Annotated in this window: 14 protein-coding genes and 2 pseudogenes; 11 read left to right on the forward strand and 5 right to left on the reverse strand. The window is 48.6% G+C overall.

Going from position 1 to position 14,753, the window contains the following annotated elements; genetic code table 11:
• The first annotated feature begins 36 nt into the window (after positions 1 to 36).
• Both mobB and moeA read left to right on the forward strand, forming a co-directional pair.
• Positions 37 to 561, forward strand: a complete 525-nt coding sequence (gene mobB / locus ACR64Q_RS10695; RefSeq protein WP_026600837.1) for a molybdopterin-guanine dinucleotide biosynthesis protein B — start codon at positions 37 to 39, stop codon at positions 559 to 561.
• Positions 554 to 1,810, forward strand: coding sequence for a molybdopterin molybdotransferase MoeA (moeA, locus tag ACR64Q_RS10700; RefSeq protein WP_026600838.1), 1,257 nt, complete (start codon positions 554 to 556; stop codon positions 1,808 to 1,810). Before mobB ends, moeA begins: the two co-directional genes overlap by 8 nt.
• A 96-nt stretch (positions 1,811 to 1,906) precedes the next feature.
• Here moeA and ACR64Q_RS10705 read toward each other — a convergent pair whose 3' ends face one another.
• From ACR64Q_RS10705 to ACR64Q_RS10715, 3 genes are read right to left on the reverse strand one after another with little or no spacing between them, the layout of a single operon-like run.
• Positions 1,907 to 2,635 carry a DUF3581 domain-containing protein gene (locus ACR64Q_RS10705; RefSeq protein WP_026600839.1) on the reverse strand — a complete coding sequence of 243 codons (729 nt, stop codon included), beginning with the start codon at positions 2,633 to 2,635 and terminating at the stop codon, positions 1,907 to 1,909.
• 15 nt (positions 2,636 to 2,650) lie between these two features.
• Entirely contained in the window at positions 2,651 to 2,974 is a 324-nt protein-coding gene (locus tag ACR64Q_RS10710; protein ID WP_026600840.1) for a rhodanese-like domain-containing protein, read from the reverse strand.
• Positions 2,965 to 4,128, reverse strand: coding sequence for a pyridoxal phosphate-dependent aminotransferase (locus ACR64Q_RS10715; RefSeq protein WP_036275581.1), 1,164 nt, complete (start codon positions 4,126 to 4,128; stop codon positions 2,965 to 2,967). The genes ACR64Q_RS10710 and ACR64Q_RS10715 overlap by 10 nt, the downstream gene beginning before the upstream one ends.
• A 110-nt stretch (positions 4,129 to 4,238) precedes the next feature.
• Between ACR64Q_RS10715 and dksA the strand changes: the two genes are divergently transcribed.
• Genes dksA through ACR64Q_RS10735 form a run of 4 tightly spaced genes read left to right on the forward strand, consistent with a single transcriptional unit; the run spans position 4,239 to position 8,425 of the window.
• The gene (dksA, locus tag ACR64Q_RS10720) at positions 4,239 to 4,670 is read left to right on the forward strand and encodes an RNA polymerase-binding protein DksA (RefSeq protein ID WP_020481282.1); all 432 of its coding nucleotides are present in this window, start codon (positions 4,239 to 4,241) and stop codon (positions 4,668 to 4,670) included.
• A gap of 23 nt (positions 4,671 to 4,693) precedes the next feature.
• Positions 4,694 to 5,566, forward strand: coding sequence for a tRNA glutamyl-Q(34) synthetase GluQRS (gene gluQRS, locus ACR64Q_RS10725; RefSeq protein ID WP_313735075.1), 873 nt, complete (start codon positions 4,694 to 4,696; stop codon positions 5,564 to 5,566).
• A gap of 26 nt (positions 5,567 to 5,592) precedes the next feature.
• Positions 5,593 to 7,533, forward strand: a complete 1,941-nt coding sequence (gene acs, locus ACR64Q_RS10730) for an acetate--CoA ligase (RefSeq protein WP_026600843.1) — start codon at positions 5,593 to 5,595, stop codon at positions 7,531 to 7,533.
• 1 nt (position 7,534) lies between these two features.
• Positions 7,535 to 8,425: a DMT family transporter gene (locus tag ACR64Q_RS10735; protein WP_313734662.1), complete on the forward strand. Its 891-nt coding sequence runs from the start codon at positions 7,535 to 7,537 to the stop codon at positions 8,423 to 8,425.
• Positions 8,426 to 8,449: 24 nt separating this feature from the next.
• On the opposite strand, the pseudogene ACR64Q_RS10740 reads toward ACR64Q_RS10735, so the two are convergent.
• Both ACR64Q_RS10740 and ACR64Q_RS10745 read right to left on the reverse strand, forming a co-directional pair.
• Positions 8,450 to 8,695, reverse strand: a pseudogene (locus ACR64Q_RS10740) (UTP--glucose-1-phosphate uridylyltransferase); the annotation flags it as partial.
• A 17-nt stretch (positions 8,696 to 8,712) separates the two neighbouring features.
• A complete protein-coding gene (locus ACR64Q_RS10745; RefSeq protein ID WP_313734663.1) occupies positions 8,713 to 10,380 on the reverse strand; it encodes a DUF4301 family protein in 1,668 nt (555 codons plus the stop codon).
• A 574-nt stretch (positions 10,381 to 10,954) separates the two neighbouring features.
• Between ACR64Q_RS10745 and ACR64Q_RS10750 the strand changes: the two genes are divergently transcribed.
• The 5 genes and pseudogenes from ACR64Q_RS10750 to ACR64Q_RS10770 all read left to right on the forward strand — a co-directional run bounded on the left by ACR64Q_RS10750 (position 10,955) and on the right by ACR64Q_RS10770 (position 14,638).
• Entirely contained in the window at positions 10,955 to 11,227 is a 273-nt protein-coding gene (locus tag ACR64Q_RS10750) for a hypothetical protein (RefSeq protein ID WP_026600847.1), read from the forward strand.
• Between the two features lie 70 nt (positions 11,228 to 11,297).
• On the forward strand, positions 11,298 to 12,527 hold the full coding sequence (locus ACR64Q_RS10755; RefSeq protein ID WP_026600850.1) for an IS256 family transposase: 1,230 nt from the start codon (positions 11,298 to 11,300) through the stop codon (positions 12,525 to 12,527).
• A gap of 130 nt (positions 12,528 to 12,657) precedes the next feature.
• Positions 12,658 to 12,765: pseudogene (locus tag ACR64Q_RS10760) on the forward strand (transposase); the annotation flags it as partial.
• 65 nt (positions 12,766 to 12,830) lie between these two features.
• Complete coding sequence (locus ACR64Q_RS10765) at positions 12,831 to 13,067, forward strand: transposase (protein ID WP_442919028.1); 237 nt, start codon at positions 12,831 to 12,833, stop codon at positions 13,065 to 13,067.
• Between the two features lie 251 nt (positions 13,068 to 13,318).
• The gene (locus ACR64Q_RS10770) at positions 13,319 to 14,638 is read left to right on the forward strand and encodes a TolC family outer membrane protein (protein WP_026600849.1); all 1,320 of its coding nucleotides are present in this window, start codon (positions 13,319 to 13,321) and stop codon (positions 14,636 to 14,638) included.
• The last annotated feature ends 115 nt before the right edge of the window (positions 14,639 to 14,753 follow it).

Genomic DNA, 14,753 nt, shown 5'->3' on the forward strand with positions numbered 1-14,753 from the left:
TAGAATACGGTCAGTTCGACAAATGTAGAGAAGTCCATGTTCAGCCCATCAGTCCTCGGCTTCGCGGCCGCCAGCGGCACCGGTAAAACCAGTTTACTGACAAAACTTATCCCGATGCTGAAAGCACATAATCTGGAAATAGGTGTTATCAAACACAGTCATCACGACTTCGAGATTGATCAACCCGGTAAAGATAGCTTTCGGCTGCGCGAAGCGGGCGCCACACCGGTTATGCTGGTTTCCCGACACCGGCGTGCGGTAATCAGCGAATTGTCCGCAGATAACGATATTTCGCTGACTGAACAACTAGCCTTGTTTCCCAATGCAGGCCTGGATTTGATTTTAGTGGAAGGATTCAGGCACGAGAGCTACCCCAAAATAGAGCTGTGCAGACCAAGCCTAGGCAAACCGCTGCTTTACCCTGAAGACCCGTCTATTATCGCGATAGCAAGCGATGAAACCGTCTTAACACCACCCGGCTTACCTTGCCTTGATCTAAACGATGCAGAGGCCATAGCCAAATTCGTTATCGAAATCTTTTTGAAGCGCCAACGTGACTAACATCTGCTACCCCAACAAACACGATTTATTAAGCGTCGAACAGGCTCTATCGGAAATCCGCAAAGCCATCAAGGCCATCCCCGAACAAGAGCTAATCGCGTTGACCCAGGCCCTTGGTAGAACACTAGCCGATAGCGTGAGCTCACCCATCGACGTCCCTCCGCAACGTACGGCAGCAATGGATGGTTACGCGTTTGCTGCTGGCGATATAGCTGCGGGGCAGCAGGCTAAACTACGAGCAATCGGCACCTCTTGGGCCGGAAAACCATTTTCAGAGCTACAGTCGCCCGGCCAATGCGTCAGAATATTTACAGGGGCTGTGGTCCCTGAGTTTGCGGACAGCGTTATCGCCCAAGAACAAACCGAACTAAATGGAGACACTGTATCACTTCCCCAGGACTGGCAACCGTATAAAAATATTCGCGCGGCTGGTAGCGATGTTAAACAGCATGATGAGTTAGTTACCGCATCGAAAAAGCTCTCCGCTCGCGACCTCAGCCTACTGGCTGCGGCAGGTGTCGAACAAATCAGCGTGAAACGCAAACTTAGAATTGGCTTTTTCTCGACTGGCGACGAATTGGTACCACTGGGAGAACCGCTAGCTATCGGCCAAATCTATGACAGCAACCGCTACCTATTAGCCGGGCTATTATCCGACCCTAATCACACGGTCTCGGACTTGGGCATCGTCGCAGACGATCAACTGAAACTCGAACAAACTTTCAAGAACGCAGCCCAGCAACATGACGTCCTCATTTCCACCGGCGGTGCGTCGGTTGGTGATGCGGATTTTGTCAAACAAACGCTGGAAAAATGCGGACAGGTGAACTTCTGGAAACTGGCGATCAAACCCGGTAAACCCCTGGCTTTTGGCAAGATCGGCAAGTGCTGGTTTTTCGGTTTACCCGGCAATCCGGTTGCCGTCCTGGTCACTTACGAGAAATTCGTAAAACCAGCTTTGGAACAGCTCGCCGGCGCGCCACCCACGCAAGCATTGCGGTTACGTGTTCGTTGCGACAGCAGGCTAAAAAAATCACCCGGGCGGCAGGAATATCAACGTGGCATTCTGTACCAGCAGGACGACGGCGAATTAGCCGTCCGTCTCGCCGGTCAACAAGATTCTCATCAACTGAAAGTGGCCAGTCAGTCCAATTGTTTTATTGTGCTGGATGCAGACAGTACAGGTGTAGATGTTGGGGAAATGGTGACAGTAGAGCCCTTCTCTTCGACGTTACAGACAGCTTACTAGCCTTCTCACCAACCGGTGTATTCTTGGCCAACCGGTTGGAAAACACGAAACACAAACAGGCTGCCAGTCCCTGCAAACGAACGGCAGAATGTCTAATTACGCAGCTGCTTCCGCAAGATTCCCTAGATATCCATGTTTTCTGGCCAGATATTCGTCTACAAATGCTTGCATCGGTTCGGCTTCATAATCACGCAACCCGCTGACCGCCAGCTTTTTAAAGCCGGAACCAACCACGTCTTCACCGCATTTGATTTGGAAATAAAGATAAGCGGTGGCGCGCTTGCCGTTGACTTCCATTTTCGGTTCCAGCATTTCCAGCCGCGGTTCGTGAAAATCCATCCGGTTCAATGTCAAGGTCATGCTCTCATAGATCACCAAAGGCCGGTCTATATTGAACATGACTTGCTCTTTGGCCAACAAAGGCACCAACACATACGGAAAGTTCTGCCCGGAAAAAGCCACATAATCGCGAATCAACGCCTCGATTAAGGCAGGGTCGCGAATCACATCGCCGGAACGTTCGATCTGCAAATAGGTTTTACCTTGATTGTCGGTGACATCGATTTTTTCGGCATCATCATCAGGAAAGTTCAGCAATACACCGTGACCAACCATTCCGGAAAAGATGAAGTGCATATTCTGGCTAAGACCGTATTTGTCCAACACTAGCGAGAATAATAAATCGCCCGGTACGCAAAAACGTTTTGCGTCTTCGTCATGCAAGGGGTTGAAGTCATGGGCAACTTCTTTGGCAAACATGCTGGCCTGCGCGGCGCTGATAGCGACACTGCCCTCCTGAATGTCATAGTATTCTTTTAAAAACATAGCTTTATTAATTATTTAGTAACGTGGGACGGACGGATCGCAAACCTGAGACCAGGCGTCGATGCCGCCCTTCAAATTGAACAATCTTTGCAGACCGGAATGCTGCAAAAAATTGCAAGCTTGCTGGCTACGCATACCATGATGACAAATCACCACCACGTCACGGTCTGCAGGCACTTCGGCGAAGCGCGCGGGGATTTGCTGCAGCGGTATCAATACGCTACCGGCAATCTTGGCGTAGGCAAACTCGTGGGGCTCCCTGACGTCCAGTAAAAATACCGATGGGTCGTCCTGTAAATGTTGTTGTAGCTGTTGTGGCGTGTATTGATTTATTGGCATATGAATCTTTCCAGTCTCTGAAGCGCGGCGGCCATTCTATCGGTTGAAGCGGTATATGCAAATCGAATGTGTTGATTGGCCAAGTATTGACCAAAGTCTTTGCCGGGTGTTACCGCTACGCCTTCTTGTTCGAGTAGCTGTTTGGCAAACTCAAAACTGTCGTCGGTAAACGCACTGCAATCGGCATAAATATAAAACGCCCCTTGGGGTTTACAGGCTATTTTAAATCCCAACCTTAACAAGTTGTCGTAAAGAAAATCCCGCCGCTTTTCAAATTCGTCGCGGCGTCGATACAATTCGGCCATATTTTCAGTGCTGAAACAGGCCAACGCAGCGTATTGAGAGTGGGTAGGCGTAGAAATAAAAATGTTTTGCGCCAGTTTTTCCACGGCGTCGATAAAATCTTCCGGCACGATCAACCAGCCGATACGCCAACCGGTCATGCCAAAGAATTTGGAAAAACTGTTGATGACAAATACATCGTCGCTGAACTCCAAAGCACTGCTGACTGTTTCGCCGTAAACCAGACCATGGTAAATCTCGTCCGAATAAAAGCAGCCCCCTAAGGCATGCGTCTGTTGAATCGCATCGCGCAGCGCATCGTTGCCAATGATGGTACCGGTAGGGTTGGACGGCGAAGCAATTAATACGCCTTTGCTGGCCGGCTGCCAGTGCTGGCGTATCAACTCGGCGTTGAGTTGATACGCCGTTTCGGCACCTACATTCACAAAACGAGTTTTACCGTCGAAAAGCTGCACGAAGTTGTCGTTACAGGGATAACACGGATCAGCCATCAAGATTTGCTCGCCCGGATTTAAACTAATCCCAAACGCCAGCAAAAACGCGCCGGACGCGCCGGGTGTAATGAAAACCCGTTTTGGGTCCAGATCTACGCCGTATTGCGCCTGGTAATAATCGGCAATGCTGCGTCGCAATTCCGGCAATCCGGCCGCAGCGGTGTATTTGACCTCCCTACCTTGCATGAACGCATTTCCAGCGGCCAATATTGCCGGTGGTGTCTCGAAATCCGGCTCGCCAATTTCCATGTGAATGATGTCGCGACCTTGCTGTTCAAGCTGCTTCGCGCGCTGTAATAATTCCATCACATAAAATGAGCTGATGCCGCGCATTCGCTCGGCGACGTGGTGTTTCATGTGCAAATTCCGTTAGTCAAAAGCGACTTCATCATAACAAACTTCTTGCTTGGCCCCGGCTATTCTGTTAAAAAGCCCCGATTTTTTTATAGACCGCCAGGAGTCATTGGATGAACAATACAAACCCTGCCGCATCGGAATTTACTTTTAAGCCTTATGAGGAAAAAGAAGGCGAAGAGTACATGAACGAGGCGCAGTTGAGCCATTTTTCCGCCATCTTAAATAAATGGAAATCCGAACTAATGATGGAAGTGGATCGTACCGTCCACCACATGCAGGACGAAGCGGCCAACTTTCCCGATCCGAACGACCGGGCCACGCAGGAATCAGAGTTCAGCCTGGAACTGCGCACCCGCGACCGCGAACGCAAATTGATCAAGAAGATCGACGAATCCTTGAAGGAAATTGAGTCGGGCAATTACGGCTATTGCGAAACGTGCGGTATCGAGATTGGCATTCGCCGTCTGGAAGCACGTCCCACCGCCAACCTGTGCATCGATTGCAAAACGCTCGATGAAATCAGGGAAAAGCAATTGGGTTAATTCTGCCCAATTCCGCACCGTATATCGGCCGGTTTGCGCCCTCGCCTACCGGCCCGCTTCATCTTGGTTCTTTATACACCGCTCTCGCCAGCTATCTGGATGCCCGTCAGCATAAAGGTCTATGGCTATTGCGCATCGACGATCTCGATACGCCGCGCAATATGCCTGGAGCCAGCGAGGAAATCCTGAATTGCCTGCAAAGCTTTGGTTTGCATTGGGACGGCGAGGTGTATTACCAAAGCCAACAACTCAATCAGTATGAAGAAGCCATTGTCAAACTGCAAAACCGGCATGAGCTATATCCTTGCACCTGTAGCCGCAGTTTATTGGCAAACTCTCCTTTGATTTATCCAGGCTATTGCCGCATCAAGGAACAATCAATTCAATCGCCACATGCGCTGCGCGTAAAAACCGCGGATGTATCCATGCGCTTTGTTGACGAACTGCAGGGTGATGTCAGCCAAAACCTGGCTACTGAGCACGGCGATTTTATCGTCAAACGAAAGGACGGCATCGTCGCTTACCAACTGGCGTGTGTTGTCGACGACCAGCGGCAAAAGGTCAATCGGGTGGTAAGAGGTTACGATTTATTGGATTCGACCCCCAAACAGCAGTATTTACAGTATTTGCTGGGTTACCCATCACTGCAATACATGCATATTCCGTTGATTGTCGATCACAGAGGCAATAAGCTCAGTAAGCAAACCCGCGCCGAAGCCGTCAATTCACATCAAGCCGGACCAACCTTGTTTCAGCTGCTAACCTTACTCAAGCAAAATCCACCGCCCGATTTGCGGCTGGCTGCAATCGACAGTATTCTGGAATGGGCCGTCGAACATTGGCAAGCCGAACGCTTGACAAACACCCAGGCCGTCTCAGCCTTACAACACAATTAATAACGTTCAAAGAAGGAGGTTACGTTATGTCAGACCAAAAAATTTATCCGGTTAATCCGCAGATTGCCGCCAGCGCCCATATCGATAGCGCTGCTTATCAGCGTCTCTACCAACAATCGATAACCGAACCGGAAGCTTTTTGGGCTGAACAGGCCGCCGAATTTTTGGACTGGCACCAGCCTTGGCAACAAGTACTGCAATACGACTACCCCAAGGGCGAAATACAATGGTTTCTGGGCGGCAAACTCAATGTCACCGTCAACTGCCTGGACAGACACCTGGAAAAGCGCGCTGACCAGGTGGCGATTATTTGGGAAGGCGACGACCCGGCGCATGATCGTAAACTGACCTACCGCGAACTGCACGCCCAAGTCTGCCAATTCGCGAATGTCCTGAAAGCCAATGGCGTGCAAAAAGGCGACAGAGTCTGCATCTATCTGCCTATGATCGCGGAAGCGGCGGTGGTAATTTTGGCCTGCGCACGGATCGGTGCGGTGCATTCCATCGTATTCGGCGGTTTTTCCGCAGACGCATTGCGCGATCGGGTCATCGATGCCGATTGCAAAGTGTTGATCTGTGCGGACGAAAGCTATCGTGGCGGCAAAATTGTGCATTCGAAATTGAATGTCGATAAGGCCGCCAATCAATGTCCTAATTTGAATACCGTGATAGTGATCAAACACACCGGTCACGACATCCCCTGGACCGCGGGCCGCGACATTTGCTACCACGAAGCCATGCAAACCGCATCGACCGACTGCGAGCCGGTGATGATGGATGCCGAAGATCCCTTGTTTATCCTCTACACCTCCGGATCCACCGGACAACCCAAAGGCGTGCTGCACACTACAGGCGGTTATTTGCTGTACGCGGCAATGACCCACAAATATGTGTTCGATTACCAGGAAGGCGATGTTTACTGGTGTACCGCCGACATTGGTTGGATCACCGGCCATTCCTACGTACTTTACGGCCCGCTGTGCAATGGTGCCACGAGCTTGATGTTCGAAGGGGTGCCGACTTATCCGCATCCAGACCGCTTCTGGCAAGTAATCGACAAACATCAGGTCAATATTTTTTACACAGCGCCGACTGCAATCCGCGCACTGATGGCGCAAGGCGACGATTTTGTTACCCGCACCAAGCGCAGCTCGTTACGCATTCTGGGCAGCGTCGGCGAACCGATTAATCCGGAAGCCTGGGAATGGTATTACGAGGTGGTCGGCAACAAACGCTGCCCTATTGTGGATACTTGGTGGCAAACCGAAACCGGCGGCATTCTAATTACGCCCTTACCTGGCGCAACGCCGTTAAAACCCGGTTCGGCGACGCTGCCGTTTTTCGGGGTAAAACCGGCGATACTCGACCCGGATGGCAATGTTTTGGAAGGTGAAGCTGAAGGCGTCTTGGTACTAACTTACCCATGGCCTGGCCAGGCCCGCACGGTTTATGGCGACCATGCGCGTTTTATCGATACCTATTTCGCCAAATTCCCCGGCTATTATTTCGCCGGCGACGGTGCCCGCCGCGACAAAGACGGCTATTACTGGATTACCGGGCGCATCGACGATGTATTGAACGTTTGCGGCCACCGTTTGGGTACCGCAGAAATCGAAAGCGCATTGGTATTGCACGACCTGGTTGCCGAGGCTGCGGTAGTCGGTTTTCCGCATCCGATTAAAGGCCAGGGGATTTATGCTTATGTGACTTTAAACGTCGGCATTGAAGGTAACAGCAGCCTGAAAGGCGAATTGAAGGACTTGGTGCGCGAAGAAATCAGCGCCATCGCCCTGCCCGACCTGATTCAATGGGCGCCGGGCCTGCCGAAAACTCGCTCCGGCAAGATCATGCGCCGCATCTTGCGTAAAATCGCCGCCAACGAATTCCACGATCTCGGCGATACCTCAACGCTTGCTGATCCTTCGGTGGTCGAGCAATTGATCGCCAACCGTCTCAAACTGCCTTAAGGTGAAAATTCGACTTGCCTTAGCATACCTTGGCGTAGTGTTGGTCTGGACCACGACACCGCTGGCAATAAAATGGAGCAGTATTGGCGTCAGTTACGTATTCGGCGCCATGGCACGGATGACCACGGGCTTGGCCTGCCTGCTGTTGTTATTGTTACTGTTGCGCCGGCGTTTGCCGCTCAACCGCCCCGCTTTGATGACTTACCTGGCGGTGGCGGTACAGCTTTACGGCAGTATGCTGATTACCTATTGGTCGGCGCAATTCGTACCGTCCGGCTGGATTTCGGTGATTTTCGGTTTAAGCCCTTTTATGACCGCCTTCATGGCCGCCGCCTATCTGAAAGAACGCAGCCTGGGCTGGGGTAAGTTATTCGCTTATAGCTTGGGGGTGGGCGGTTTAGTGGTGATGTTCAGCTCGGCGCTGGAATTGGATGAGTTGGCTCTACAAGGCGTGATCGGCGTACTGGTGGCAACCTTTATACACGCGGCCAGTGCGGTGTGGGTCAAACAAATTGACGCGCGCTTGTCGGCTTTACAATTAGTCACGGGGGGATTGTTAATCTCGGTCCCATTGTATTTCGGCACTTGGTATTGGCTGGATGACGGCATATTGCCTGAAACCATTCCGGAGCAAACCCTGTATTCGATAGCCTACCTTGGCATCGTTGCGACAACGTTGGGTTTTGCTTTGTATTATTTTATATTGAACAATATGCAAGCCACCAACGTGGCGATGATGAATCTGATGACGCCGATCATGTCGTTGCTGCTTGGCTACACGGTAAATCATGAGCCATTGACGCTGAAAACCATGGCGGGCAACGCGCTGATTATGTGCGCGCTGTTGATTTACGAAATCGTCAATCGCCGGCAACAACGGAATGGCGGGTAATCGCCATTCCGCGCCGTCTGAGAACTAAATTTTGCTGACGCGTTGCTGCAAATACGCGGCGAAATCGGCTTTAATTTCCGGATGCAGCAAACCGTACTCAACGTTAGCCAACAAGAAACCGAATTTTGATCCGCAGTCGTAACGGTTGCCTGCAAATTCGTAAGACAACACTTCTTCGTCTTTCATCAATGCGGCAATCGCATCGGTCAACTGAATTTCACCGCCTGCGCCGCTCCCGGTGTTTTCGATTTTTTCAAAAATAGCAGCTGTCTTTAATTATAAACAAATTATCTTATTTGCTGATGCTCAGGACGAAGCAAATCGTTCACTGTTTTTACCGGATTGAATGTTTCCATAGGAACTTCAACAAAAATTGTATTCCAATCGCTCATGGCGCCATTCCAAAGTCCGGGCAACTCTAAAGCTTTCAATTCTTTACCACCCTTCGATTTCGATGAAATAAATCCGGTTTGCTTATCAACGTATTGTAAAAGATTAAATTTTTCGCCTTTATAGTTCTTCACTCCACATACCAAATCCACAGGATTAAAATGTGTTGAATTCATCATTTTTGCTTTTTCTGTCGGATTTGATAAATCAATTTGCGAACTTTCGAGAATTTGAGTAGACACGGTTCCGTCTGCATTTACAGTAAGAAAAGGACCGCCACCAGGCTCTCCGGTGTTTTTAACCATACCACAAACCCTAATCGGACGATCTAGTTTTGATTTAAGATACTGTTTTAATTCACTTTCATTCAATTTATTAATTTCAGGATGAATGTTATTAAGTTCCTTTTCGCAAAACAGAGCAATTTCATGTAAGCTTGAAATAGAGATATTATCTTTCTCCAATAATTGAAGATTTTCAAACGCTTTTTGTTGAAGCTTAATCAATAAACCCGCAATAGCTTTCTTGTATTTAACTGTTTGATTTTTAAGTGAATCAGGAACCACGTTATCAATATTTTTAATAAAAATAACATCTGCATTCAAATCGTTCAGATTTTCAATAAGAGCACCATGTCCTCCGGGGCGAAAAACTAATTTTCCATTTTCGCGAAATGGTTGATTTTGTTCGTCGACAGCTATAGTGTCAGTCGATGTTTTTTGTTCTGAGAAACTGATGTTGAATTTTTTGCCCAGTACATTTTCGTATTCAGAAAGTGTATCATTTACATGATTTTCAAACAGCTGACGGTGTTCAGTTGAAACTGTGAAATGAATATTTACTTCATTCGATGCATTAGAAGCATACAATCCCCCTTCCACCAAATGCTCCTGTAGCGAAGTACGTTTTTCATTGTTATATGTGTGAAATAAAAGCAAGCCTTTGGGCAACGCACCATAATTCAAGCCATCACTATTTAATAAATTGGATACAATAGCTTTTGTTTCTCCATTTTTAATCAAATCATCAATACTTTTATTATTATTTTTCAAACAACATTCGTTCAAAGCATTGTAAAAAGCGAAGTTTTTAATTTCAGTAATAAATTTAATTTCAGCAGGTTTTGTTGGTTCGGCATAATCGGCATCCAAAAACTCATATAAATCTTTAAACATACGACTGGCCGCACCCGATGCCGGAACAAATTTGAGTATTGAAGCATTGCTTTTCAAATAAGCATCCCATGTTTCCAACAAATCATTAATTTGTGCATCCGAAGCAATGGTAATACCCTGCCCTGGTGATGCCGCATTAATAATTTTCAAAAACGGGAAACCAGTTTCAAAACTTTTAAGCTGATGAACAATTTGTGATTCTGAAATACATTTTTCGCTAATTTGCTGTAAATCGTTGTTTGATAGCATCATGTTATAATTTTTGATGTTGTAAATTTTGTTATATGTATCTATACAATTAAACGCCAAAAGTACGGCTACATTTGGCCACCTCGAAAAAACCATCCGATGGGAAAAAAGCGGCAACCCAATGCTACTGATACCCGCCATGATCATAGAAAGCTTCTTGCCGCCGAAAAGGGCATTGATCTGCCCACAGTGGGGATTGTGGTGTGATATCCGAGCTACTCCGTAGTCTTTACCAAAATCATCCCCACTTTAGAAAAACACTGATATCCGATTGATTCCCGTATGAGTAGCGTTCGGCATAATTCATCATTAGATTCATATGGCAACAATGCATCGGCTTTGGAGCTACACAAAAATTCTATATCATAAATGACTGCTTATGGTCGATTGTGTTGAAAAAACCTACTTTTCTCGAATTCCAACTAATTTTGCAGTTTAAGCAAATTGTAAGTTATTGCTTTTCTTCTTAATTACTTTTCTGCTTTAACCCAATTTTCCAACAATAGCCATTTTCAACACAATCAGCCAGTTCCTGCCAATCTAATGCTGACTTTTCTCAAGAATGCATATGCAACGACACCAGGACACTAAGTAACACAATATGCTTTTGTTACAAAAAATCATAGGCTATTGTTTTTATTGGCATTTGTGAATCTCTAAAAATTGCGCCCTGCGAGTAAAATCAGACTGGACTCAAGTCCTTTGGAGAACAAAGATGAGGACAGCACAAGACGACCTTTTCGGTTCCCTGTTCGAGCACCGAGATCGTCGGATCGATCGGCTGGGCAATCCGTTGTTGGAATTTGAAGCCCATGTGGATTGGGACGCGTTCCGGCCGCTGCTGGATCAAGTCCACTACAAGTTCCGCAAATCGTCCGCCGGGCGTAACAGGTTGGTGAAAAACTCTTTTTTACAACAAATCGAGCCTATATTTAGCACCACCAGGTTGGCTTTGATACGAAATAAAGATCTCTTCCAGCTGAATTAGTGAGGGTGTAAGAATTTTTGTGTAAACGGCCCTGAGGTAGGAAACTACCGATCCTGACAAGGAGGAAACCATGACCGTATCATCAAAAGCCATACCGGATGACCTACTCGACGCCTTGATGTCGCACTATCAAAAACCCGAGGACCTGATCGGTGCCAATGGTCTGCTGAAGCAGTTGACCAAAGCGATAGTCGAACGGGCCCTGGAAGCGGAAATGACCGCGCACTTGGGCCACGGTAAGCATGAGGCGGTGACCAACGCCAGCAGCAATGCCCGAAACGGCAAAAGCCGGAAAACGCTGAAAGGTGACTTCGGCGACTTGCCTATCGAGATTCCCCGCGACCGTCATGGCGAATTCGAACCGCAGATCATTCCTAAGCATCAACGGCGCTGGACCGGTTTCGACGATAAGATCATTTCGTTATATGCCCGAGGACTGACGGTACGGGAAATCCAAGCCCATTTATTCGAGCTTTACGGCACCGAGGTATCCCCCACCTTGATTTCCTCGGTGACCGACGCGGTACTCGAAGAGGTGGGCGTCTGGCAAAGCCGCCCGCTGGATCCGATTTACCCGATTGTGTACCTCGACTGTCTGCATACCAAAGTGCGCGATAGTGGCAGCGTGCGGGTCAAGGCCGTCTATCTGGCCATCGGTGTCAATCTGGACGGCCACAAAGAAGTGCTGGGGCTGTGGATTGCCCAAAGCGAAGGCGCCAAATTTTGGTTGCAAGTGGTCACCGAGCTCAAGAACCGTGGCGTCAACGACATCTTTATCGCCTGTGTCGATGGTCTGAAGGGATTTCCGGAGGCTATCGAAACCGTGTTTCCCAAAGCGGCCGTTCAACTGTGTATTGTCCACTTGGTCCGTCATAGCCTCAACTATGTCAGCTACAAAAGGCGCCAGTCGGTTGCCGACGACCTCAAGCAGATTTATCGAGCCGCAACGGCGAGGGAAGCCGAGCAAAAGCTGACCGAATTCGAGGCCAACTGGCTGGAGACCTATCCCACGATCGCCCCTATCTGGCGACGAAACTGGGGGCACATCATCCCTTTTTTTGACTATCCGCCCGAGATTCGCAAGGTGATCTACACCACCAATACCATCGAATCGGTGAATCGAAGTCTGAGAAAAATCATGAAAAACCGCGCGGTCTTCCCCAGTGATGACGCCTTGTCCAAACTGCTCTATTTGGCGTTGCGCAATATCAGCCAAAATTGGACCATGCCCGTCTACGATTGGAAAGCCGCTTTGAATCGGTTTAGTATTCAGTTCGAAGATCGCTTCCCTAGCCATTAAACCAAACTACCGTTTACACAAAATTTGGGACACTCCCGAATTAGTGTCCAGAATATGGTTTTTCACCAACCTGGTAAGCCTTGGGATGGGGTGTTGATGTTCAAAGCGTTGGTCATCGCCAGCCTCTACAATCTGTAGCGACGAGCACCTGGAATTTCAAATCGAAGACCGGCGCAGTTTCCAGCGTTTTATCGGTTTGTCGGATGCCAAGCATGCCCCGAATCGCAACAGTTTCTGGCAGTTTCTTGAGTCACTCAAAGATCTGAAACTCACCGAGGCCTTATTCAACGAATTCAACCGCCAATTGGATCGCGCCGGTCTGATCGCCCGCAAAGGTCAACTGATCGTCGGCAGCTTCGTCACAGCATCCGCTCCAAAACCCGTTGCCGGGTCGAACACGTGTTTGCCTGGATGGTGCAATGGAGCGGAAAGTCAGTCCGTTGCATCGGCCTGGCTCGCTCCGAAGTGCGTATCGGTTTCATGAACTTGGTTTACAACATGAGGCGTTTTTGCGCTATTCGCAGGGTAGCTGCGTCTTGATGCCGCCCCTAGGGGCCGAAAAGGCTCCTATGGGAAGATGATTGTTTGGAAAAGTTGGCTTTTGAGGCCGTTTTAAACCTCGCAAACAATTATTATTGGATTATTATTAGAGGTACCCTAAGGTTAAAATTGACTGTTAGCTAATCAAGTCTGCACACACAAGCTGACGTCAGTCTTAAATTATCGCGGCACGCTAGTTATTTTAGGCGATAATTAAAGTTTATTTTCAACTCTCCTCGCAAGATTTCTCAATGACAAAACTGTTACTCACGTTTTTGGTAGCTCTGATATGGGGAAGCCCCGCTTTTTGCCAGGATTTGCTGGAAACCTATCAGCTGGCGAAAGCAAATGACCCGGAGTTTAAAAGTTCGGACATCAATAAATTAGCCACCGCCGAAATCAAGTCGCAAAGCATCGCACAGATGTTGCCGAATCTTTCCTTTAGTGCCAACAGCAGCCGCAATCGTCTGGAAAGTACCAGCTTTTTGGGAACCACATTGCAGCATTATTGGGACAGCAAATTGGGCATCAATTTGAAACAACCGGTGTTTCATTGGGACCATTGGGTACAGCTCGATCAGGCTGATAACAAAATTGCTCAGGCGGAAGCACAATTCCAAGCCAAACAACAAAGCTTGATGCGCAGAACCGCCGAGGCTTATTTCAACATATTGGCCGCGCAAGACAATCTGGAATTTGCCAACTCGGAAAAAAAATCCATCGAAAAGCAATTAGAGCAGGCCAAACAGCGTTTCGACGTCGGTATCATTGCTATTACTGACGTTTATGAAGCCCAAGCCGGCTATGACAGGGCCCTGGCAAGCGAGATCGAAGCGGGAAACCTTTTGGATAACAGCAAGGAAGCGCTGCGGGAAATCATAGGCGAAAACGCCGCCGAACTGAACAGTTTGCAACCGCAAATCCCACTCAGCCCGCCGGCACCGGAAGATCTGTCGTCCTGGGCGAATACCGCCGAGAACAACAATTTCTCTATTGTCGCTCAGATCAATCAAGCCGAATATGTCCGCAAAAACGTCGAGTTGCAACAATCCAAGCATCTGCCAACCCTTGACATCGTTGCTCAATACAGCGAAATGGACACAGGCAACCAATACGGTTTACGCGGCGACAATGAAAGCTTCGGATTGCAACTCAACCTGCCTTTATACGAAGGCGGCGGCACCTCTTCCCGCAGCCGCCAGGCAGCTTACGAGTATGAAGCCGCCAAGGAAGATTTGACTAAAGTAAAACGCAGCATCAATCGTGGCGTTAAAGACGCGTTTCGGGGCGTAGTTTCCAGCATCAGCAGAGTCAAAGCGCTGGAAGCCACCAGCAAATCCGCTGCAATGGCAGTGGAAGCCGCCGAAGCCGGTTTTGAAGTGGGCACCCGCACCATGGTGGATGTGCTCGCTGAACAACGCAACCTTTTTAGAGCCAAAAGCGATCACGCCAGAAGCCGTTACGACTATCTGATTAACGGCATCAAACTCAAAGAAGCGGCCGGCAGCCTGAATGAACAGGACTTGGAGCAGATCAATCAATATTTGCAGGGAACGCTGAGTAAGAACTAGCTCACCCGTGGAGTGCTCGACGCCGCTCGTTAACATCGCCGGTTTTGCCGCTCCCCAATGCCGGGCGTTATTAGCTCAGCCATGTTCTTATCATTTAGGTTTCGACTATAACCGG

It is taken from the genome of Methylomonas sp. 2F7 (assembly GCF_057126975.1).